The following is a 21,719-nucleotide window of genomic DNA, read 5'->3' on the forward strand; positions in this document are numbered from 1 at the left end:
TACTCCACCCCGATCTCGAAATTTCTCCGACTTTATGTTGAAAAAGGGATTCCAATCACATTGAGATTGTTTATAATCCGCGCGCAGTTCTTGTGTCTTTTTTTGATAAAGACAAAAAATTTTTTAGTAACCAACTTCCCCTCGCGGGTGTATTGAGAAGAGAAATGAATAAAATCGATAAAGCGATGCGAATTCTTCTTGCCGGATTCTGTATCAATCTTTGTTTGGGTATCTTGTACGCGTGGAGCGTATTCAACAAAGCCTTGGTCAGTGACTTCGGTTGGAGTGCATCAGACGCCTCTCAGCCTTACGCAATCGCAACGATCACATTCTCTATCTGTCTTCTTGTTGCTGGCGTACTGCAAGACCGCATGGGTCCACGTAACATCCTGATTTTGGGTACTGCCCTGACTGGTCTTGGTATGATTGGTTCAAGCTTCGCGGATTCTGTACTAATGCTAAACATTACGTTTGGCGTTATCACAGGTGCGGGTATCGGTTTTGGTTACGCGTGTTTGTCTCCTTCTGCAATGAAGTGGTTCCACTCTTCAAAGAAAGGTCTGGTTAACGGTCTGATTGCAGCGGGCTTTGGTCTGGCAGCGGTTTACCTTGCTCCGGTAACTTCTGCTCTGATTTCTTCTTACGGCATCAACTCCAGCTTTATGATTCTGGGTATTGGTGTTTTGATCATTGCTGTTCCGCTTGCATGCACCATTAACAACCCACCAGCGGGTTACACGCCTGAAGAGCCAAAAGTAAAAGCAGGTAAAGCGCCAGTTGCTGCTAAGAAGCCTGTTGATATTTCCTGGAAGAACATGCTGAAAACACCTCAGTTCTACTCTTTGTGGATCATGTACGCTTTTGCAGCGTCAGCAGGCCTGATGATCATTGGTAACATCACCAACATCGCAAGCGTTCAGGCGAACTTGCCAAACGCAGTTTACCTGGCTTCTATCCTTGCGGTATTTAACTCAGGCGGTCGTGTTGCGGCGGGTATCCTATCCGACAAAATCGGTGGTGTTCGCACTCTGCTTCTTGCGTTTATTCTTCAGGGCATCAACATGGTTCTTTTCGCAACCTTTACTTCAGAATTCACGCTGATCATCGGTACTGCCATTGCAGCAGTCGGCTACGGTACGCTTCTGGCGGTATTCCCGTCTATTACTGCGGAATACTACGGTCTGAAAAACTATGGTACAAACTATGGCGTGCTTTACACCTCATGGGGTATCGGTGGCGCTATCGGTGCAGCGGTTGTGGGTTACTCCATGACTCATGGCGGAGGCTTCGGTCTGGCGTACACGATTTCAGCCGTAATGATGGGTGTTTGTGTGGTATTGGCTCTTATCACTAAGCCAATCAGCGAAGCGAAAGCAGCAGAGCTTAAAACAGCCGCTTAATTAGATTTGAATCTCTACAGAGAAAGAGCTTACCCTTAAAGGTAAGCTCTTTTTTATGCGACGAATATGCTTTCACAACCACCTGAATTACCCGTTGATTACTATCACTCCAATTTCCAGCTTTTGTTGAATAACGCCATTCAGACTTATGATGATCTTCTTGCCGATGAAGAAAAGAGCTGGATTGAGTCGTACAACAAACTAGAAAAAGCGTCTCAATGCCTGCTGATCCGTCTGCTTTCGCGCAAGGGAGAGTGGTTTCGAAGTGATAAACTGGTATACCAAGAAATTGGGGATATCACAGCGTGTCTGGCTCAGCTTAGTGAACACAAGCTTATCTTTCTTCCTGACAAACTGAAGTGCAGACAACTGGCTAATTCGCTGCTCACAAAGCCTGAAATCTCAGCCCTCTACCCTGACCTGAATAAGCAGCTTCCCAAATCTGATTTAATCAGCCTGTTGCCCGATGAAGAAGTCGATATAGCGAACCTGCCATTTACCTGTATTCAGTTACTTCATGCCGAGTTGATGCCGATCTTTACAGCGCTGTTTTTTACTAACACACATCAGGATTTCACCCAGTTTGTATTGTCTGATTTAGGGCTGAATCGCTTTGAAAGCTACCCACTGAGTCGGAAACTTCGCTACTTCAACCATAGGGATGAGCTGCTCTCACTGCTCGAAATTGGTGCTATTGGTAATCAGTATTATGAATATCGAAAAGCCCCTCTTGAACATATTCAGCATTGGCTCAATGCATTACCTGCCAAAAGTGGTCATCAGGATGTCGATAAAAAACGCTCTCACCTCATCAATAAACTGGCTAGAGACTTAGAACGCCACGAGCAATTTGACGAAGCGATTTTGCATTTCAGCGAAAACGCTTTGCCGCCAAGTCGGGAGCGACGTGTCCGCATGTGGGAAAAAATGGGGTTAGACCAACAAGCCCTATCTCTCACCCAAGATATGCTGAGCTCACCTTACGATGTCGATGAATGGGAAGTTGCCCAGCGAATTGAGCGAAAACTAGTGAAAAAGCTTGGTGATAAGTCTTCTCCAGTAAAGAAGCCAAAGTTTGAAGAGGTATACATTGAACTGGATTTGTCTGAACAACGCGTCGAGGTAGCCACTCAAATCCACTACAACCAGTCTGGTTGGGAGACTTACTACTTAGAAAACTGTTTTCTCAATGGGTTGTTTGGATTGGTATTTTGGGATTCGATCTACGCGCCCGTTCAGGGAGCGTTTAACCACGCCTACCAGTACCGGCCTCTGGACCTCTATCGCCCGGAATTCAGTGAAAACCGGTCTGAGCTGATTGAGACCGATATTCATCGGTTTTTAACTTTGGGTTATAAGCCCCTCATAGAGCGCTACAGCGAAAAGTATGGCATAGCGAACCCATATGTCATTTGGGACGTGTTTACCCCAGAGCACATCACACAGGCAAATTCTGCCCTATCAAAAGATCAATTAGTTGAATTGTTTCGTGTGATGCTTTCAGACATGCGAAATTTCCGTGCGGGTCAGCCCGATCTGGTTGCCTTTAAAAATGGAGAGCTCAAATTTATCGAAGTCAAAGGACCTGGCGATAAACTTCAGCAAAACCAAATTCGCTGGCTACAGAAATTCCAGCAACTGGGTGTGAATGCTGAGGTCTGCTATGTGAATTTTTCCAAGAAAAAATCATAAAAAATTTGCGTAATTTTCATTTCTTGCTAAGTGATTGGATCTTCGAGTGATTCGTCCACATGCCTTTTTGTAAGTTATTGGTTTGTGTTTTTGAGGTATTGTCGCCTGATCCGAATCCGCTGATCCAATTTAAAATCGTTGACTATAATCCTTGTGAGATTTGCTAACCGATGTTGGCAAATCACTCTGAAAAACATTCCTCACAGGAGGGTTTAAGATGAGTATTCAAGATAAAATTGAGGACTTGGAACAACAAATCTACATCGCTTGTTCTGAAGGTAATTTCGACCAAATGTATCAGCTAGAGAATGAACTGGAACAACTTCGGGGTCGAATCGCCTTTGGAATGGAGGATGACCCTTACGCCTTAAGTGGGCTGCTCGCAGGCGATAAATGATAAATAGTGTTATTTTCCGAGCTGATGTAATCAGCATTGAAATCAAAACCCCGACAATGAACATCGGGGTTTTCATTTTTCTGACACTGGCTCTAATGTCTGTTGAACTTTGCTATCTAGCTACAATTCTAGAGTCTGCAGTGCCTCAACTGAATTATCCAGCAGAGACTTAATAGCGTCCCTCTCTCTTCTCAACAATGCCAATGGGTCTGAAGAACTTTCTATCTCGGCAAGTGCTTCTCGCAACGCTGTTAAACCTAAACTGGCGGCGGATCCTTTCAATTTATGCGCGTGGGATTTCACTTCAGTTTCATCTCCTGCTTCAAACGCCAGACTAATGTTTTCCCAGTCCTGAGCTGATGATTGTTTGAAAATCTCAATCCAGCTCATCACCTTTTCTTTACCCAACACGCTAGCATCCTGCCGAATCACTGAAACATCCAGCAAATCAAATTCAGGGGTCACGTTTTCTGTCACCAACTTTGGTTCAGTTGAACTGAAGTCAGACTCCCGGATTCCAACGGCGACATCAGGCATTTGACCTTCAAGTACTTGGGCGAGTGTATTCGCCAAAAACTCTTTTTCTATTGGTTTAGGAACAAAGGCATCAAAACCAGAAGCCAGATATTCTGATACTTCCTCACTGAAAACATGAGCAGAGACGGCAATCATCGGAGTCAGTTCTCCTCCGGTCTCAGCTAGGTTCTGCTGTTCAATACGTCGCAACTCAGCCAGAAGATCGACTCCGTTGCAGTCAGGCAAGTTAATGTCCAGTAATCCGATATCAAAACTGTGCTTCATCATTAACAACTTGGCGTCTTCGCCCGTCGTCGCTGTCGTCACTGTATGACCTAAATGCTCCAGAAACCCTTCTGCCACTAAACAGTTCACTGGGTTATCTTCAACCAGAAGAACGTTTGCCTTTCGGCATGTGCTGAGTATTGCGGGTTCTGGTGAATCTTCAGGTTCTTCCCCAACCGGTAATGGCAGGCTGAACCAGAACCGACTTCCCTCTCCGGGTTCAGAATGCACGCCAATCACACCACACATAGCCTGTATTAACTTTTTGCAGATGGCTAAACCAAGCCCTGTCCCCCCGACCTTGCCTTCACCACCACTGGCTTGGGTAAATGCTTCAAACAGAGTGTCCAGAGCCGTCTCTTCAATACCGATACCAGTATCCGAAACTTCAAAGTAGATGTGATTAGGTCGATTGGTATCTCTCCCCACATACACATCCACTTCGCCTTGATCCGTAAATTTAATCGCATTACCGATAAGGTTGGTCAGAACCTGAGAGATTCGCACTGAATCCCCAAGAAAATATCGCCCGATCTCAGGGTCAACTTCCTGATAGAGATTAAGACCCTTCTCGGTTGCACGGCTGGATAGCAGTTGAGAAATGTCACCAACCATGCTCACTAAGTCAAAGTTATGTTGGGCAACTTTCAGGTGTCCGGCTTCAATTTTCGAGTAATCAAGTACATCGTTAATGATACTTAACAGGCTGCTGCCGCTGCGATTAATGATGTCGGTGTATTTGAGCTGCTCTTCTGAAAGCGAAGTTTCTTTTAGCAGGCTGGCTGTTCCCAGAACACCATTTAAAGGAGTGCGGATTTCATGGCTGATGGTTGCCAGAAAAGCAGATTTTGCACGGTTCGCACGCTCTGCTTCGTTTCTGGCTTTGGCATGATTCAAGACTTCTACGTTCAGTTTCTGGTTGGTGTGCTTGAGTTCCTGTGTACGCTGATCAACGATCTCTTCAAGATGCTCTTTGTGGCGCTCCAGTTCCTGCTTAGCTTCTGCCTCGCCTTCTGCCACTACCTTTAAGGTTTTCGCGGTATCTCGGGCGACAATGATTGCCCGCCCCATGTCTGCCAGCTCATCTTTGCCTTTAACATCAATGTCGAGTTCCAGTTTTCCTTCGGCAACATTGAGCAACGCACTGGAATACTGGTTCAGACGCACAACAACCGACTGATACACCACTTTCCAAATAATAATTCCGACAATGGAAAGCCCAAGCATTGATAGCAAAATCAGCGTCCATTGCGCCATACTGAGCGTCTTCGACACATTCTCAATCGCCTCGGTTGAGCTCTGATTTGATTCGTCCACCAGTCGCCCGACGATGTTGTTCAGTTCAGCAAACAAACCGTGCGTTCTCGCATTCAGGCTGCTTGCCAGCTCTTCATTCTGATAACGCTGCATCAACATTTCAAAAATCTGGCTGTTTGCCTGAAGTTCATCAATTAACCCACTCATCTTTACTGAACGAGTTGGATCTTCAACTGAACGAACTCGTCGCTCCATGATCGTCAGGTTAGAATCGAACTGATTTTTAAGCTCCTGAATCCGCGAAAACACCGTCACACTTTTCACTTCTTCGATTTGGGTAAGCAAACGAAGCGCCAGAAGATGAAGCTCATGCAGGCGTTCAGTCAGATCCATATCCACTTCAACCAGCGTATCCAGGGCGTTGTATGCCGCTTCTGAATTATTACTTTCCAGCAAGTCATATACGTGAGCGACATTGGCTACCGCAACCGTGCTGGAGTTCAGTACCTGAGTGCGCGCCAGCCCTTCCAGTTCGTCGGCTTTCAGGCGCATATACTCGACTGAATCCCCAATGTCGTCATTCAGTTTGAGTCGCTTTTCCACAGCAAGACCGAGCTCAGCTAAATTGTCGATGATGTTCTGAACATTGGATTCTAGTCTATCCAGTAATGTTGAATCGAACGCGTCTGAACCGAGCAATTTAATGTGTGTGAGTAGCTGATTCAGTTCTGCAAACAGCGTCTGACCATACCTTTTCACTTCTGTCGGGCTTTCTGAATTGGCAAGGAGCTGAGCAGAATAGACGATTCGGGAACTGAGCTCTGAAACCTGACGGGCTTCTAACATGGCTGGAATAGCATTGTCGGCAAGCTGGCGCTCGGTTTTTGCTACCAGTGAGAACCCTGCAATACCAATAAGGGAAGCCATAACCATTAGCGATGCGATAGCGATGAATGAATATAAAAGCCTGCGACCTATACTCGACGGGGATAGCAGCATTTTTGCCTCATAGCGAAAGAAAATTGGGTATAACGAACCGGATTAACATTAGGTTTTTTATTGTTATTTGGTTATATTTTGCAGTGTTTGCACCCAGATTCCAAAAAGAAAGCGAAAAAATGCCAGATTGCTTTAAACACCTAAGCTGGAGATTCCGAACACCGTCCTTACGTTACCCTATCTTGGTAACCGGAAGTTTGATCTTATCAGCCTTTCCTTCGCACGCTGCAGAAAAAATATGTGCCATTTATCCTCATTTAAAGGATTCCTACTGGCTCTCGGTCAACTACGGCATGGTGGAAGAAGCCAAGAATCAAGGAGTGAATCTTAAGGTGCTGGAGTCTGGTGGCTACCCCAATCTGACGCGCCAGACTCAGCAAATTGAAGAGTGCCGAAATTGGGGCGCAGATGCGATAGTGCTTGGCACAGTGGCTCCCGATGCCTACAAACATACTCTCGCAGATTTAGTGCGACAGACTCCCGTGTTCGTCACTGTCAATCAGTTAAATACTGATAGCAACGCCTCAAAGTCGGTTCACGGTTATGTTGGGGTCGACTGGTATGATATGGGATTCAAAACGGGTAACTACCTGAAAAAGAAGCACCCCAAAGGCAGTGGAAAAGTTCAGGTAGCCTGGCTTCCGGGACCAGAGCAAAGAGGCGGAACAAAGCCTGTTGAACGCGGGTTTCATGACGCAATAAAGAGTAGCGATGTTGAAGTGGTTGTTTCCCTATGGGAAGATAACGACAAGGAGTTACAGCGTAACTTAGTTCAACAAGTTTTAGAGTCCGAACAAGTGGACTACATTGTAGGCAGCGCAGTTGCGATTGAAGCCGCAATCAGTGAGTTGAGAAATGCCAAAAGAACCGATATCGGATTAATCTCGACCTATTTGAGCCACGGTATTTACCGAGGTCTTCGCCGCGATCGTGTTCAGTTTGCACCCACAGATAAGATGGTTCAGCAAGGCAGAATCTCTATCCAGCAGGCAACTCATTACCTGAGAAATGAGCCTTTCAAATCCAATTTTGTCCCGGTTATCGAGCCTCTTACACCAGAGCAGATCAGCAAAACCGTTATTGCGGACTCGTTGTCTCCCGCCGAATACCGACCTATTTACATGGTTGAAGAAGAGAACCATTTATAGGTTAAGAGCTCCTGAGCTAACATTCTCAGCATGCTTATTGTTAATTGTCACAAAATGTTGGCAGAATACATATATACCCAGTTGCTCTATTCGTTTTGGGTATGATTCAAGGAGTAAAGAATGCAAAAAACAACAAGAACAATGCCTGCACATAAAAATGTTGCTCTGGTCGCTCACGATAACTGCAAACCTGAATTGCTGCGCTGGGTTACAGAGAATAAAGACAAGCTGCAAGGGCATTTTCTCTACGCGACGGGAACAACCGGGCACATGCTGAGTAAGGAAACCGGGCTAGCGATAAAAAGCCTAATCAGCGGTCCAATGGGGGGAGATCAACAGCTGGGTGCGCTGATTTCTGAAGGCAAAATTGATGTGCTTATCTTTTTCTGGGATCCGCTTAACTCGGTTCCACACGACCCGGATGTGAAAGCCCTTCTGCGAATTGCGAGTGTCTGGAATATCCCAGTCGCGACAAACCGCGCTACGGCTAATTTCTTATTCGCTTCTAGCCTGTTAACAGAAGAAGTGGATATCGAGATTCCAGATTATGATGCCTACCTGGCGAAGCGAACTTAAACCAGTCTTCTTAAGCCAGAGCCAAAACTAAGCAATTAATAAAGAAAACGCCGAGTCTTCAAACTCGGCGTTCTGCTATTTCTTAACGTTTTAGAGGTTATTTAACCCGATCTCAGGTTATTTGCGTTTAAATACCAACGCTGCATTCACGGCGACTGCTGGAGAAATTGGAATTCCCCCTACTGTTTTCGCCAACTCTTCTACGTTGGTATTTGGGACACCAAAACTCACCGCATTCACAACAACAGGAGATACTGTACTTACTGCGATGTATTGCGGCGTGTTAACCACAAGCAAAGACATTTTCACGGTTTTGCTACTGCCATAAAACTCAAGCTTACCTTTCACTTCTTTGATTGTGGGCTCCGTCAGTGCCGACACCTCCGCCAAATCAATTGTTCCAGTCAGCATTGCCTTAGGGTATTCATCTGTTTTAAAGAACAGGTCGCTAACACGCTGGTTACGAATCTTTACTCCGGTATCAACAGAAGATAAGTCGATATCGATTTTGAACTCACCATCTGCATTGATATTACCGCTGATCACCTCAAACTTTGCGGGTTCCAAAAAGTACTGCAGCTTAATAGTAGAGAAGTTAACGGATGAGACTTTTGGATCGAGCACATAGTGTTTATGCACCGCCTGAGCAGAGATTGGAGCGAGCGCCATAAAACTGAGAAGTAATCGGCTGAACAACGACATATTCCTTTCCTTTTTTATTTATTGATATATTCCTTTCACTTTTTCGTGCCAACACAACGAGAAAGGGCTGAGCTTAAACTAGTTAAGCACAGCCCATTGTCTCATAGATAATAAAGTTAGTGCATATCCGATTCGCGAATAAATCGTAACGAATTTCAATGCTTAAACGCTTTTTCATTCACCCCAAACGGCGAGCTCGTTACCACTTGGTTCTTTAAACTGAAAACGTCTTCCACCCGGAAAACTGAAAATGGGTTTGGTGATTTCAACGCCTTTCGATTGCACTAAATCAAAGGAGTTCTCCAGATCTTTACTGAACAACACCAACAAAGGTGCACCGTCGACCGAAGAGGAAACCGACTCCGACTTAAAGAAACCTCCCATCAAACCTTTTGCACTAAACGCTGTGTACTCTTCTCCATAATCGGTGAATACCCAATCGAACGTCTCCTCAAAAAACGTTTTGGTCGCTTCCAGATCGTTCGCAGCGAATTCAATGTAGTTGATTGAGTGATGTTCAAAATCAATAGGCGACGACATGCTTGCTTCTCCATTTAAAGTCGAGCTGGTCAGCGGTTTTCTTTGCCAGTTCCAACTTAGAAAGCCGGGAAACCAGCTGTAAGCTCATATCGATACCCGCAGACATACCAGCAGAAGTGATGATTTCTCCATCCTCTACCCAACGAGTATTTTTCACAAGCTTCACATCTGGGAATTGCTGAGCAAGATCATCCAAATGCTGCTCATGCGCCGTGACTCTGCGATCAGACAGCAGTTTGGCCTGCGCCAGTAAAAAGACGCCATTACAGACTGACGCGACTATTTTTACTTTCGACGCCTGTTCCTGAATCCAGTTGATAGCCCGCATGTTTTTCATTTCATGAGCGTAAACCCCACCCGAAACGATGAGCACATCCAATTCTGGATGATTATGGATTGAACGATGAGGAACTACCTGATAACCGTGCCTAGCCGTTACAGCGTCACCGGACTCACTAATCAGATATGGTAGGAATTGAGCGTCATAGTTCGCTGCGTACTTGTTTGCCGTTGCGAACACTTCGTATGGACCGGTGAAGTCGATAGGTTCTGCGTATTCGTAGATGTAGATGCCAATGTTCATGATTACCCTAGCCTTTATTTTTTAACGACGGGGTAACCTCCTTCTCGCAACTCTTCTACAAAAGTAGACGGATGCGCTCCGTACATTACCCACGCTTTCGATTTCGCCCGAGTCAGCGCAACATAAAACAGTCTGCGTTCTTCTGCATGGGCATAGGTGTCTTGGGTTTGTATTAGTGCACTATCGAGGTGGTGTTGACGTTCTGTTGCCGGAAACTGACCTTCATCGACACTTAAAATAAATACAAAGTCCGCTTCCTGACCTTTACTTGCATGACACGTCATAAACCGAATATCCAAATTAGAGCAGGACTTTTGCCAGTCCTTTAATTGCTCCGGACAGTGGTAGTGGTTGCGTCCCAGTAGCAGTACTTCTTTTTTTGAAGTTTGTTTTTGGTCTAATTCAAGAAGCGATTTCTCAAGTATAGACATATGCAACAAAACCACCGACTTTTGTTTAATGGTCTTATGACTAGTCACAGTTTTTTGAATTTGATCCGGATTTTGCTGAACAAACTTGGAAGAAACTTCACCAATCATGTTGTTGAAGCGGTAAGTGGTGTCCAGATAGTGGATCGATGCGCCCGGGAAACGTTTATCGAAATCGGTCGTCAGGCTAACGTCTGCCCCAGCAAAGCGGTAAATCGCTTGCCAGTCGTCCCCAACGGCGTACAGAGAGGCTTGTTCCTTAGTTTTGGGTTGATGACAAATGGCTTCCAACAGCTCAAGTCGAGCCGGAGAAATATCCTGATACTCATCGACCATAACGTATCGCCACTGCGGACGATATTTTCCAGACGCCACATACTTAGTCGCCTTGGTGATCATGGTATGAAAATCAATTTGATTATTGTCTTTGAGCATTTGTTGCCATGCCTGATAACACGGCCAGACTAATTGAAGTTCACTGTTTAGCCTTGGATACTCATCATGATCAACAATGCGTTGCTGGATTTGTTTCTTGCCGAAATTCATCGCACACAGTTGCTCTAATTGTTTTTCAAGCCACGCGATCAATTTAGGGTTTTCGGATTGAGACCCAAGTTCTTCATCTCCTTTCAGGTATGCAATTGGCCATTGCGAAAGGTGCTTCTGCCAGCGCTTAAACTGATTCTGTGTTGCCCAATGCTGTTTTAGCCACTGCACACACCACGCTTGTTTCATGTTGTCATTGGTTGCCAATGGCGTTATTTCGACACTTTCATTTTCTACATGGCGAATAATGTCCAGCCCGAGCTGGTGGAAGGTTTTTACGCTGATTGCTTGTCCGTCACTGCCCAGCTTTGTTTCCAGACGCTGACGCATTTCGCTGGCAGCATCTCGACCAAACGCCACCATTAACATGTCTTCCGGTTTTGCCTGATGGCTTTGCAGTAAATAGGAGACTCGCGCGGTCAATACACTGGTTTTGCCTGTCCCTGCCCCGGCTAATACGAGATTATGATCATTGTTCATTAACACGGCTTGCTGCTGGGATAAGTTGAGCGGGCTGGATTCCACCTGAGCAAAAAGAACCTGCCAGTATTCTCTTTCTTTTTCCAACCATTCCAGATTTCTTGTTTTCTGATTCGATTCACCGTTGATTAGCCAGTCGGACACGCTTGTCATCGCATCGGGCATACGCTGCTGTGCTTCCTCAAGGCTCATATTGAGTGAAGCGAAATCTTCAGAAACGGCATTTTTCCAGTTATTCAATTGGGAAGTAGGCAGATAAGCAGGCTGGCTTCGCATAAGATCCAACGTTTCCTGCCAACTTGGGAGCTTTTCATTCAGGCTCTTACATTGGTTGTAATGCCAGCTGGAATATTCATGCTGAGCTTGCTTTACGAAGCGATTGCAGTCCTCCCAGGGTAATCCCTGAACTAACCAGGCTTGTTGTTTATTATTTTTGCCATGAGCATGGAAAACTAAGCTGCCCCACATAAGACCTCGTTTGAGGGTAATGGAGCCGTCCCATACAGAGAAAGGAATGTGTTCTTCACTTTGCGCCGAGTTTAGTATCAGCTTATCGCCTTCAATACAGACTTCATTGTATTCACTTTGTATTAAAAATTTGGCTGACCGCGACGCCGTGACTTGCATGTATTAAACCTATAATCGAATGGAGTAAGAATCTTAGATCACGTAGCGAATCAGAACAACGTAAAGTCAACTTAAATCGTTGCGCTATTGAGTATTTCTTCAACAACCGTGCTTTTTCTTGGTGCTGGGTCATATCCCTGCTAAGGTCGAATCATGTAACTTACGGATTCCTTTATAAGAAGAAAAACTTACCCCGTGCCATTAACAACGATTTTTCGCCACTATTGGGCAAACAAAACCATCAATTACAGCGTTCGCATTGCGATTGCACTTTTAGGGATTGTGATTCCCTGTTGGTTTTACGAGCAAAACACTGCCATTATCCCTCTTATTCTAGGCATTATTGCCGCCGCCCTTGCGGAAACAGACGACAGTTTCTGGGGGAGAATGCGTGCTCTTATTCTCACGTTTATATGTTTTGCCATCGCTGCCTTTTCTATAGAATTCCTTTTTGACCAACCGGTGCTGTTCGCTATTGGTCTGTTTGTTTCTACCTTTGCCTTTATCATGCTTGGTGCCATTGGTCCCAGATACGCCAGCATTGCTTTTGGCTCTTTGCTGATCGCGATTTACACCATGCTTGGTGCGCATGAAAGCCCAAACATCTGGTTCCAGCCTGTGATGTTACTTGCCGGAGCAGCTTGGTATTACTTCATTTCGATGATCTGGCAGATCTTCTGGCCAATGCAGCCCGTTCAGCAGAGCTTAGCCAACGTATTTGAACAATTAGCTAATTATCTGGACTCCAAAAGCGAGTTGTTTCACCCGGTGACCAACCTGACGCCTCAGCCACACCGAATCAAAGAAGCCAGCCTGAACGCTGCAACCGTAACGGCACTTAATCAGTGCAAAGCGACCTTGCTTTCCCGTTCAAAACGAGGGCACATTGACGGACCGAGTGACCGTTTCCTGAACATCTATTTTCTCGCACAGGATATTCACGAGCGCGTTAGTTCAACTCACTATCGTTATCAGGATCTTGCTGAGCAATTTAACCACAGCGACGTGCTTTTCCGCTTTAAACATCTATTGCAAACACAGGCGAAAGCGTGTCGCCATATCGCAAAGTCACTGAACCTGGGTACTCAATATCAGCATGACCCTCAAAACACGCAAGCGCTGAACGAACTCAACGACTCAATGCAGTATCTTCAGGACCAGAAACGTCGCGACTGGTCACTGTCACTCAGTCAGCTTTCTTACCTGTTTAGAAACCTCTCAACCGTTGAGAAGCAGTTAAGTAATGTCAGTAACCCTGATGTAAAACAGAACGAGAACGATGATGTGCTGGATGACACCACGGCGCACACACCGAAAGCGATGTGGTTGAGAATTAAGAGCAACCTGACACCAAATTCGATTCTGTTTCGCCACGCAGTACGAATGTCGATAGCCCTTACCGCAGGATATGGGTTAATTCAGGCATTCAGTATTGATAAGGGGTACTGGATACTTCTAACCACTTTATTTGTCTGCCAACCCAACTACAGTGCGACCAGGCAAAAACTGACTGCAAGAGTTATTGGCACCATAGCCGGGTTGTTGGTAGGGGTGTTCCTGTTAACCTTCTTCCCTTCGCAGGAAAGCCAGTTGGTGTTTATTGTGCTTTCGGGCATTCTGTTTTTCGCTTTTCGCATCAACAATTACGGATTCGCGACTGCTTTTATTACCCTGTTGGTTCTGTTCTGCTTTAACCAGTTGGGCGAAGGGTTTGCTGTCGTTCTGCCAAGGCTAGCAGATACTCTGATAGGTTGCGCATTAGCCGTCGTTGCCGTCGCCTTTATTCTTCCGGACTGGCATTCAAAGCGATTACACAAAGTTATGGCGGAATCGGTTCTCGCAAATCAAAGCTATCTGGCACAAATCATCGGGCAGTATCGCGTAGGAAAGAAAGACACCCTCGCCTATCGCATTGCCCGCCGAGACGCACACAACAAAGATGCAAACCTGAGTTCATCTATCAGTAATATGCTGATAGAACCGGGGAAATACCAAGCCGCCGTTGATGAGAGTTTCCGTTTTCTAACTCTGAATCATGCCATGCTTAGCTATGTTTCTGCATTAGGTGCGCACAGAACACGGTTAGAAGACGAAACCATTCACCAGTTGGTGTTGGATTCTCACCGAGCCATACACAAACATTTGGAAATACTGCACCAGCAGTTGAATGATCAGTGCGAAGACTGCGATCTTTCCACCATTGCAGAAACAGACATAGAAAAGCGTCTGAGTGAATGGCGTGAAGAAGACGAAAGCTCCGCACGACTAGTTCTTCAACAACTTCATCTTGTCTATCGAATGCTGCCTGAGCTCCATTCGTTAGCCTCAAAGTTCGCTGTAAGAGTCCAGTAACTCCCTAGCCGAGCAACGAATTTGCTCGGCTTTCTTCAATAGCTCCCTTTTGATTTCTGGGTAAAGATCACATTACCCATATTATTCGAGCAATTCCTGACAAAAATTGAACAAATCAAGATTTCGATGCTCTTAATGTAGGTTGCGTTAATATTTGGCGCACAAAGTTTCAATATCGGTGCAAATGAGACATTGAAAACTATCAAAATCGGGAATAGAAAAATGCCACAGCATCAGTACGAACAGTTAAGGAGCAAGGTTCTTGAGTTGACGCCTGCGCAACTTAAAGACTTACAGATAGAGATTGAAGGGAAGCTAGACAAGAACAATCAACAAGTTGAGTTAACCGAAGAGGAATTAGATACCATTCTCCGCCTTTTTAGAGATTAATCTCTAAACGAAAGTTGAACTTTTACTGGCTAAAGTTTAACCTTTAAGTAGATCTCGAGGTACCTACCCATGCCAGTCTCATCCATACATTCAGGTCATGTCATTCTCCAACAATCGAGAACCATGGCTAAGCAGGCGACAGAGGAGCTGAACGAAGAAGCTCGTCTAGAAAGAGCGCGCCTCGAAGAAGTGGCAGCAGAAGAACGCATTCGCGAATCCCAACCTAATGAAGAAGTCCAAGCCTCTGAGCGTGCTGAAGAGGCCCGTGAAACTGAACTAGCGAAAGAAGAACAAGCTGAAGTTTACGAAGAGTCTTTCAATAAGCTCCCGACCGCAGATGAAGAGCGCGATATCAAACGCGAAGAAATTGCCAATGAAAGGCAAGATCGCCAAGAATCCGATTACGTAGAAGCTGCAACCAAACTGAATCAGGCAAAAAGCTATAACAGTGTTGGAGCAAGTGTGGTAACCCGCTCCAACGACATGATAGGCACAATGCTCGACATTTCTGTCTAGCTAATCGATTCCTCCTGACCCCCTTCTCTGTTTTTCATCACCGACGCCACAATTGCCGTTCCCATAACCGACACCAGTACTCCCAACGAAACGTACGTAGGAATTGCCCATGCTGTTTCTACTAGCAACATTTTGAGGCCGATAAATATCATGATGAACGCCAGTGCAGGCTTAAGATAAACAAAGTTGTCCATCATACCCTGCAATACGAAGTACAGAGATCGCAGCCCCAACAACGCAAACACATTTGCCGCCAGTACCAAAAATGGTTCGCGAGTTACCGCAAAAATCGCCGGAATCGAATCCAGCGCGAACATTACGTCCATCATCGCGATAACTGCAATCACAATCGCCATTGGCGTCAACACTAAGCCTAGTTTGTCGCGACGAACCAACGCGTTACCATGAAATTCGTTTGAGACTCTTGCTACCTTTCGAATTACTCGCTCAGGAAGCGGGCTTAATGCTTCTTCCTCTTCAGGCTGAGTCAGTTTATAACCCGTCCAGATAAGGAAGGCGGCAAAAACGTACAATATCCAATGGAATTGCTCTAGTAGCTGAGCACCCACTGCAATCATGGCTGCTCTTAGCACCAAAGCTCCAATAACCCCCCACAACAGAGCTCTGGGTCTCAATTCTGCCGGAACCAGATACTGATGAAAAATGATCGCGAAAACAAACAGGTTGTCGACGCTCAGTGATTTTTCAAGCAGATAACCGGTGAAGAACGCCGTTGCCGCTTTCCCTGAACTGTAGTGACTTTCAGGCGCATACCATTCCCAGAAAAACAGAATAGAAACACCAAATGCCATTGCGACCAAAACCCAGATTACACTCCAGATCGCGGCTTTTTTTACCGTGACCTGACCGCCTCGGGTTTGCCAGATATCGACACACACCAACAGTAAAGTCAGTGCACCAAATGCAAAATAAGTGATAGGACTCATAACACACCTCATTCCACAAACAAACATGCGGAAGAGACAGATACGACTACCCCCGCAAACCTGCGAATGTTCAAACCGTTACAGGCTAGAACACTGCTCCTTGAATGCGTTGGTCTCGTCAGAGTGAAAGCTGGTTAAGGGCTTATACCTTTGTATGCCGGAAAAGCGAACGCTTAACGGGATGACGACATACAAACTAAGAGTTCTTAGTAGACTACTCCCCAATACAGGCGGATAGTATGCCTGTATTGAGAGTACGTCAATACGATTTTTATGCGTTATCGAAGTGGTATACCAGACAAATAAACATGCAGGAAAAATGCGGTAATAAAGTATAAAACCAGGCTGATAACATGCGTTTTCAGTTCCTGAGAAACGGGAGGAATATCTGGCTTCACCCACTCCCCATCTCTTCTGTTGATCACAATAATTTCGATAATCGCCCACAAGGCTAAACCACCGAATAACAGTACCGACCGTTGTTCACCGTTACTGATCAAATGTGCCACCGCCCAGACAATCACACTCATCAATTGAGGGTGACGTATATAACGCTTAATTCTGGTTTTACCCTGCGCAGCGCCAAACAGAATAAAGCCCACCAGCATGAGCAACATGGTCAGCCCTCTAAATTCAGGACCTAACACATAAAGATAGTTTGGAATGGTGCTTCGCCAACCAAATATGATCATCAATAAACCAGCGACAACTAAGAGAGAGAATATTCCTTTGTAGCCGTTTTCTCCGACCTGGTTAATCATATTTCTCTTTAACTGCGGCGCGAGAGTGGGAACAAAATGAATCGCACTCCACATCAGTAATCCTAATATCATCAGTAACATTGCTTACTTCCTTTTTTGTATTTTGATTCGATTATTGGTCAAATCACCCACTAATGATGTGGATTTCGTCTCATAGCTGGTCACCCAGCTAGAAATCCTGTTTGCTGGCTCGGGTTTGATACAAATAAGGTGATCTATCGCTCTTCTCTTTTTTTGTCTGGGTATAAATTCAAATCAATATCTGACACCATTGGCAGACAAACTTCGTATTGATATCAATGCCTTCAATTGCAGGGAGCCACGGATTGGGACAACCACTTGTTGAACTTAAAAATGCGTCCAAACATTTTGTGGATGGTAAAGAAGCACACCATGTATTGAATGACGTTAACTATGCGCTTTCCTCAGCTTCAAGTGTTGCATTAACCGGAAGCAGCGGAAGTGGAAAAAGCACACTTCTTAATATCATGGCGGGGTTTGAACCGCTTTCTGCCGGAGAGCTATGGATTGATGGCGACAACACCTCTGAATGGAAGGAAGCTCAGTGGAGCCATTTCCGCTATCAAAAACTCGGGGTGGTGTTTCAACAGTTTAATCTACTGACTCCCCTTAACGTTCAGCAGAACATCGCGTTTCCACTTCAACTAAACAGTAAACAGTGGAACGACTGGTGTGATTATCTGGTGGACAAGCTGTCGATCAGCGAGCTCCTCAATCGTCATGTGTCTGCACTTTCAGGTGGTCAGCAACAACGAGTTGCCATTGCCCGGGCTCTTGCCCATCAGCCTCAACTTCTTTTAGCAGACGAGCCAACTGGTAACTTAGATCAAGGCGTAGAACTGGAGGTAATGGGCTTGCTAAAAGACATCGCCCAGCAAGCGAATACTGCCATTGTTTTAGTCACCCACAGCGAGACGTGTGCCGAATTCATGCAGCACCGTTACCACCTTGTCGGCGGGTGTTTGCATGAGTCTAAATGAGAACAGGCATATTCGCTCCACACTCGCCATTTTCGTCGCACATTACCGGCAGGCGCCACTTCAAGCCGTCGCAATATTGATTGGCATTGTTCTAGCGGTAACTTTATTTGTCGCGGTGCAAGCCATTAATCTCAATGCCAAACGCAGTTATGCCGAATCAACAGAGCAGCTTAGCGGACAGGCACAAAGCCTCATCCTCCCTCTTTCCGGTCAACACTACCTGCCCGAGTCTGTCTATTTTTCAGTGCGTCAGGCAGGATTAAACCAAGCCTTACCTGTCATTGAAGGACGTGTGCGAGACAATCATGGACGTCGTTGGTCAATACAAGGCAGTGATTTAATCTCTGCTATAACTTCTCAGTTTAATAAGCAAGTTCCGCGTCAGGAAAACGCAGCAACTGAAAATTCATCCATCTCTCTGTTTGATTCACAATTGCCTTTAGCAAGGCTTCTTACCGGTGAGCCATTGGTCCTTGTCAGCCAGTCGCATCACGAAAGCATGGGCGAAATCAATCAACTCATTCTGGAAGGAGTAGAAACGGACGTCATTGCGGTTCCCGACCAGTGGCAACTGGGTAGCAGAATGCTGATGGATATAGGGTTCGCGCAGCAACTGATGAAAAAAGAAGGCAAGCTCAGTTATATCGCCGTTTTTGATAAGCAGGGAACCGAAGCATCAAATTGGGAAAGGTTCCTTGACCAAAAAGCGCAATGGGTCACTAACACACAAAGCACCGACCTCGGCTCACTTACCGATAGCTTTCACCTGAACCTCACTGCCATGAGTATGTTAGCGTTTCTGGTAGGTTTATTTATTGCCTACAACGGAGTGAAATACAGTTTACTCAAGCGAAATCGCTTGCTGGTTCAGATACAGCAAGCGGGTATCACCCAGAAAACCGTTTTTGCAAGTCTACTTATCGAACTGATCTTCCTGGTTACCTTAGGATCGTCTCTCGGTTTCGTCATGGGCATTCAATTGAGCCACTGGCTTCACCCTATGGTCGCTCTGACGTTAGAGCAACTTTACGGCGCGACTCTGCTTCCCGGAACCTGGTTCTGGCATTGGTGGTTACAAGCTTTAGGTTTAACGCTTGTAGCGACGTTAGCGGCGTGCTGGCAGCATTTTAAACAACAGGTGAATCAACCCCTTTCTTCTCACAGTGGTTTATATCAAACACCAGAAAACTCGAATGAAAACCGACTGTTCTTCATTGCAGTCGTTTTGTTTGCTTCCGCACTGATTGGGCTATGGGCTAGCGATTATTTTCGCTTCACCATGGTCTGGCTGGGTGTGTTGATCGTCTCCATTCCACTGTTCCTACCTAAAGCGATGAGTACTCTTTCGCGTTGGGCTGTCAGGAAAACCACGTCTGGTCTCGTGCTCTATCTCTTTGCGGAACTGAAAGAACTGATTGCCCCGCTTTCACTCGCTATGATGGCGTTACTTTTGGCGGTCACCGCAAACATAGGGATGAATACCTTAGTCGGCAGCTTCGAGTTCACATTAAAACAATGGTTAGAGCAAAGACTGCATGCCGATATCTATGTCAGCCCATCTCAGAGCAAAATGGCTAAAGTTGAACAGGTGCTATATCAGTTTGAGGGCGTCGATAAAGTTTATAAACAATATTATGTCAACGAAAAAATTCTGGGCTTACCCACTTTGCTAGGCACTAAAGATCCATCCACGCTTGAGCAAACCATGGTTTTTAAATCTCATACACCTGATTTTTGGGATAACTTTTATTCAGGCAACGTCGTTGCCATCAGCGAACCCACCGCCGTTAAGCTTAACCTGGAGTTAGAAAGTGATTTTGTTGTCGATGCTTTGTCCAACAAGGCGTTTAAAGTGGGTGCAATTTTCCATGACTATGGTTCACCAAATGGTGAAGTTTTGATTTCTCCAGATCTATGGAATCAACTTGGGTTTTCACCTACCCCCACCAGCCTTGGAGTGAAAGTATCTGGCAATATCGAGCAGGTTCAGAAAGCACTAATCCAAAGGCTGGAACTTCATTCAAGCCAGCTCTATGATCAGGCAGAAATCAAATCCATCGCGCTAGAGATATTCTCACGTACCTTCTCTATAACCAGTGCCCTAAATGGCGTCACGCTGCTGGTCGCGGTTATCGGGCTATTCAGTGCATGTTTTATGTTGCTTGAAGCTCGCAAAGCCGCCATTGCTCGGCTCCACGCAATTGGAGTTAGCCGAGCAAAACTAATGGGATTAGTTCTGGGTCAGATAGCGGCGTTAGTGGCGTTCACTCTTATGGTCGCATTGCCTTTGGGTGCTATTGTGGGTTACGTGCTTACCGACATCATCACACTTCGCGCGTTTGGCTGGAGTCTTCAATACTTATGGAGCTGGAGTGACACCTTGGTCCTTGTAATTGTTACCCTTTCCTCGGCGCTTATCGCAACGGCATTACCTTTGTGGCGCTTAGTGAGCCGCCCTCTTATCTCCAGCTTACAAAGCGAGGTGCTTTGATGAGAACTTGGTTAAAAGCAGCCTCAATCAGTGTTGTTTTACTTTTTCTAATGGGGTGTGAAGATAAACCCCAGCAAGGAATGGGATCATGGCTGGGGGAACAAAACCATCAGTTCGCTGAGGTGACTGAAGGTGTTGAGATAAAACTGCCTGATGATCACCGTGCACACCCAGATTTTCGTCTCGAATGGTGGTACTTCACCGCAAATTTAGAAGACAACTTAGGGAACCCACTCGGCATTCAATGGACACAATTTCGCATTGCTGTTTCCCCTTTAGAACAGGCTGAAAAAAGCAGCTGGTCCAGCAACCAGATATATATGGCGCACAGCGCTGTTACCACATCAGATTCTCACCTTGCTGATGAAAAATGGTCTCGTGGACATTCTCAGCTTTCTGGAGTTGAAGCCACTCCGCTTCGTGTATTCCTTGACGACTGGCAATGGAAGTCTTCTACCCGTGATCTTTTCCCTGCCTCGCTTAACGTTAAATCCGATCGGTTCGAATATTCGTTAACCTTAACCAGCAATTCGCCTTACCAAAAGCAAGGTAAAAATGGGTACAGCCAGAAAGACAAGAATGGCGAAGTCGCTTCCTATTATTACAGCCAGCCTTTTATCCAAGTTGACGGTGAAGTGGTTATTGATGGCGAAATCAGGAAAGTAGCAGGCAAAGGTTGGATAGACCGTGAGTGGAGCTCTCAGTTTCTATTGGGTTCTCAACAAGGCTGGGACTGGTTTGCGCTTAGATTAAGTGAAGATACCAGTCTGGTTGTTTTTCAGTTGAGAGATTCTGAATCAGGCAATACCAGCTATGCCCACGCCAAGATGATGAACAAAGACGGCAGCGGTAAAACAATCGACCAAGAGCAAATAACCTTACGCGCGACTTCGCAAACAGTGATTGATGGAAGATCTTATCCGACAGAATGGCAAATTCAAATTCCAGATCACAAGATTAACCTGACGGTTTCAGCCCTTAACCCAAGTGCCAAAATGCCGCTTACCATCCCTTATTGGGAAGGTCCTGTTCAGTTTAGCGGGTCGCACTCTGGCTCGGGTTATATGGAATTGACAGGATATTAA

At 45.6% G+C, this 21,719-nt stretch carries 18 protein-coding genes; 11 read left to right on the forward strand and 7 right to left on the reverse strand.

What is annotated here, in order from left to right:
• Positions 1-164 precede the first annotated feature (164 nt).
• From INR79_RS24850 to INR79_RS24860, 3 genes are all read left to right on the forward strand, one after another.
• A complete protein-coding gene (locus INR79_RS24850; RefSeq protein ID WP_223097426.1) occupies positions 165-1,400 on the forward strand; it encodes an OFA family MFS transporter in 1,236 nt (411 codons plus the stop codon).
• 66 nt (positions 1,401-1,466) lie between these two features.
• On the forward strand, positions 1,467-3,092 hold the full coding sequence (locus tag INR79_RS24855; RefSeq protein WP_223097427.1) for a VRR-NUC domain-containing protein: 1,626 nt from the start codon (positions 1,467-1,469) through the stop codon (positions 3,090-3,092).
• Between the two features lie 217 nt (positions 3,093-3,309).
• Positions 3,310-3,489, forward strand: a complete 180-nt coding sequence (locus INR79_RS24860) for a hypothetical protein (protein WP_004409054.1) — start codon at positions 3,310-3,312, stop codon at positions 3,487-3,489.
• A gap of 120 nt (positions 3,490-3,609) precedes the next feature.
• Here INR79_RS24860 and torS read toward each other — a convergent pair whose 3' ends face one another.
• The gene (torS, locus tag INR79_RS24865) at positions 3,610-6,546 is read right to left on the reverse strand and encodes a TMAO reductase system sensor histidine kinase/response regulator TorS (RefSeq protein WP_223097429.1); all 2,937 of its coding nucleotides are present in this window, start codon (positions 6,544-6,546) and stop codon (positions 3,610-3,612) included.
• Between the two features lie 119 nt (positions 6,547-6,665).
• Here torS and torT point away from each other — a divergent pair, with 119 nt between their 5' ends.
• On the forward strand, positions 6,666-7,694 hold the full coding sequence (gene torT / locus INR79_RS24870; RefSeq protein ID WP_262415426.1) for a TMAO reductase system periplasmic protein TorT: 1,029 nt from the start codon (positions 6,666-6,668) through the stop codon (positions 7,692-7,694).
• Between the two features lie 120 nt (positions 7,695-7,814).
• A complete protein-coding gene (locus INR79_RS24875) occupies positions 7,815-8,270 on the forward strand; it encodes a methylglyoxal synthase (RefSeq protein WP_004409058.1) in 456 nt (151 codons plus the stop codon).
• Between the two features lie 117 nt (positions 8,271-8,387).
• Here INR79_RS24875 and INR79_RS24880 read toward each other — a convergent pair whose 3' ends face one another.
• From INR79_RS24880 to helD, 4 genes are all read right to left on the reverse strand, one after another.
• The gene (locus INR79_RS24880) at positions 8,388-8,972 is read right to left on the reverse strand and encodes a YceI family protein (protein WP_223097431.1); all 585 of its coding nucleotides are present in this window, start codon (positions 8,970-8,972) and stop codon (positions 8,388-8,390) included.
• 174 nt (positions 8,973-9,146) lie between these two features.
• Complete coding sequence (locus tag INR79_RS24885; protein ID WP_223097433.1) at positions 9,147-9,512, reverse strand: VOC family protein; 366 nt, start codon at positions 9,510-9,512, stop codon at positions 9,147-9,149.
• Positions 9,496-10,095 (reverse strand): DJ-1/PfpI family protein, encoded by a 600-nt coding sequence (locus INR79_RS24890; protein ID WP_004409063.1) that lies wholly within the window; start codon positions 10,093-10,095, stop codon positions 9,496-9,498. The genes INR79_RS24885 and INR79_RS24890 overlap by 17 nt, the downstream gene beginning before the upstream one ends.
• Before the next feature lie 14 nt (positions 10,096-10,109).
• Positions 10,110-12,176 carry a DNA helicase IV gene (gene helD, locus INR79_RS24895; RefSeq protein WP_223097435.1) on the reverse strand — a complete coding sequence of 689 codons (2,067 nt, stop codon included), beginning with the start codon at positions 12,174-12,176 and terminating at the stop codon, positions 10,110-10,112.
• Positions 12,177-12,371: 195 nt separating this feature from the next.
• Between helD and yccS the strand changes: the two genes are divergently transcribed.
• From yccS to INR79_RS24910, 3 genes are all read left to right on the forward strand, one after another.
• The gene (yccS, locus tag INR79_RS24900) at positions 12,372-14,528 is read left to right on the forward strand and encodes a YccS family putative transporter (RefSeq protein WP_223097437.1); all 2,157 of its coding nucleotides are present in this window, start codon (positions 12,372-12,374) and stop codon (positions 14,526-14,528) included.
• Positions 14,529-14,750: 222 nt separating this feature from the next.
• On the forward strand, positions 14,751-14,918 hold the full coding sequence (locus INR79_RS24905; RefSeq protein ID WP_022561520.1) for a hypothetical protein: 168 nt from the start codon (positions 14,751-14,753) through the stop codon (positions 14,916-14,918).
• 69 nt (positions 14,919-14,987) lie between these two features.
• Positions 14,988-15,434, forward strand: coding sequence for a hypothetical protein (locus tag INR79_RS24910; protein WP_223097439.1), 447 nt, complete (start codon positions 14,988-14,990; stop codon positions 15,432-15,434).
• Here INR79_RS24910 and INR79_RS24915 read toward each other — a convergent pair.
• Together INR79_RS24915 and INR79_RS24920 are read right to left on the reverse strand one after the other, a co-directional pair.
• Positions 15,431-16,381, reverse strand: coding sequence for a TerC/Alx family metal homeostasis membrane protein (locus INR79_RS24915; RefSeq protein ID WP_223097441.1), 951 nt, complete (start codon positions 16,379-16,381; stop codon positions 15,431-15,433). The genes INR79_RS24910 and INR79_RS24915 overlap by 4 nt on opposite strands.
• Before the next feature lie 278 nt (positions 16,382-16,659).
• Positions 16,660-17,223: an NnrU family protein gene (locus tag INR79_RS24920; RefSeq protein WP_022612584.1), complete on the reverse strand. Its 564-nt coding sequence runs from the start codon at positions 17,221-17,223 to the stop codon at positions 16,660-16,662.
• A 245-nt stretch (positions 17,224-17,468) separates the two neighbouring features.
• Between INR79_RS24920 and INR79_RS24925 the strand changes: the two genes are divergently transcribed.
• From INR79_RS24925 to INR79_RS24935, 3 genes are read left to right on the forward strand one after another with little or no spacing between them, the layout of a single operon-like run.
• A complete protein-coding gene (locus INR79_RS24925) occupies positions 17,469-18,143 on the forward strand; it encodes an ABC transporter ATP-binding protein (RefSeq protein WP_223097443.1) in 675 nt (224 codons plus the stop codon).
• Complete coding sequence (locus INR79_RS24930; protein ID WP_223097445.1) at positions 18,130-20,634, forward strand: ABC transporter permease; 2,505 nt, start codon at positions 18,130-18,132, stop codon at positions 20,632-20,634. Before INR79_RS24925 ends, INR79_RS24930 begins: the two co-directional genes overlap by 14 nt.
• The gene (locus INR79_RS24935; RefSeq protein WP_223097447.1) at positions 20,634-21,719 is read left to right on the forward strand and encodes a lipocalin-like domain-containing protein; all 1,086 of its coding nucleotides are present in this window, start codon (positions 20,634-20,636) and stop codon (positions 21,717-21,719) included. The genes INR79_RS24930 and INR79_RS24935 overlap by 1 nt, the downstream gene beginning before the upstream one ends.

Origin of the sequence: Vibrio sp. SCSIO 43132 (assembly GCF_019904195.1) — a bacterium.
GTDB lineage: Bacteria > Pseudomonadota > Gammaproteobacteria > Enterobacterales > Vibrionaceae > Vibrio > Vibrio nigripulchritudo.

What these genes read in the sequence shown, in the direction of transcription:
- INR79_RS24850 (WP_223097426.1), top strand. Translation starts at nt 165, where the DNA reads ATGAATAAAATCGATAAAGCGATGCGAATTCTTCTTGCCGGATTCTGT.
- INR79_RS24855 (WP_223097427.1), top strand. Translation starts at nt 1,467, where the DNA reads ATGCTTTCACAACCACCTGAATTACCCGTTGATTACTATCACTCCAAT.
- INR79_RS24860 (WP_004409054.1), top strand. Translation starts at nt 3,310, where the DNA reads ATGAGTATTCAAGATAAAATTGAGGACTTGGAACAACAAATCTACATC.
- torS (WP_223097429.1), bottom strand. Translation starts at nt 6,546, where the DNA reads ATGCTGCTATCCCCGTCGAGTATAGGTCGCAGGCTTTTATATTCATTC.
- torT (WP_262415426.1), top strand. Translation starts at nt 6,666, where the DNA reads ATGCCAGATTGCTTTAAACACCTAAGCTGGAGATTCCGAACACCGTCC.
- INR79_RS24875 (WP_004409058.1), top strand. Translation starts at nt 7,815, where the DNA reads ATGCAAAAAACAACAAGAACAATGCCTGCACATAAAAATGTTGCTCTG.
- INR79_RS24880 (WP_223097431.1), bottom strand. Translation starts at nt 8,972, where the DNA reads ATGTCGTTGTTCAGCCGATTACTTCTCAGTTTTATGGCGCTCGCTCCA.
- INR79_RS24885 (WP_223097433.1), bottom strand. Translation starts at nt 9,512, where the DNA reads ATGTCGTCGCCTATTGATTTTGAACATCACTCAATCAACTACATTGAA.
- INR79_RS24890 (WP_004409063.1), bottom strand. Translation starts at nt 10,095, where the DNA reads ATGAACATTGGCATCTACATCTACGAATACGCAGAACCTATCGACTTC.
- helD (WP_223097435.1), bottom strand. Translation starts at nt 12,176, where the DNA reads ATGCAAGTCACGGCGTCGCGGTCAGCCAAATTTTTAATACAAAGTGAA.
- INR79_RS24905 (WP_022561520.1), top strand. Translation starts at nt 14,751, where the DNA reads ATGCCACAGCATCAGTACGAACAGTTAAGGAGCAAGGTTCTTGAGTTG.
- INR79_RS24910 (WP_223097439.1), top strand. Translation starts at nt 14,988, where the DNA reads ATGCCAGTCTCATCCATACATTCAGGTCATGTCATTCTCCAACAATCG.
- INR79_RS24915 (WP_223097441.1), bottom strand. Translation starts at nt 16,381, where the DNA reads ATGAGTCCTATCACTTATTTTGCATTTGGTGCACTGACTTTACTGTTG.
- INR79_RS24920 (WP_022612584.1), bottom strand. Translation starts at nt 17,223, where the DNA reads ATGTTACTGATGATATTAGGATTACTGATGTGGAGTGCGATTCATTTT.
- INR79_RS24930 (WP_223097445.1), top strand. Translation starts at nt 18,130, where the DNA reads ATGAGTCTAAATGAGAACAGGCATATTCGCTCCACACTCGCCATTTTC.
- INR79_RS24935 (WP_223097447.1), top strand. Translation starts at nt 20,634, where the DNA reads ATGAGAACTTGGTTAAAAGCAGCCTCAATCAGTGTTGTTTTACTTTTT.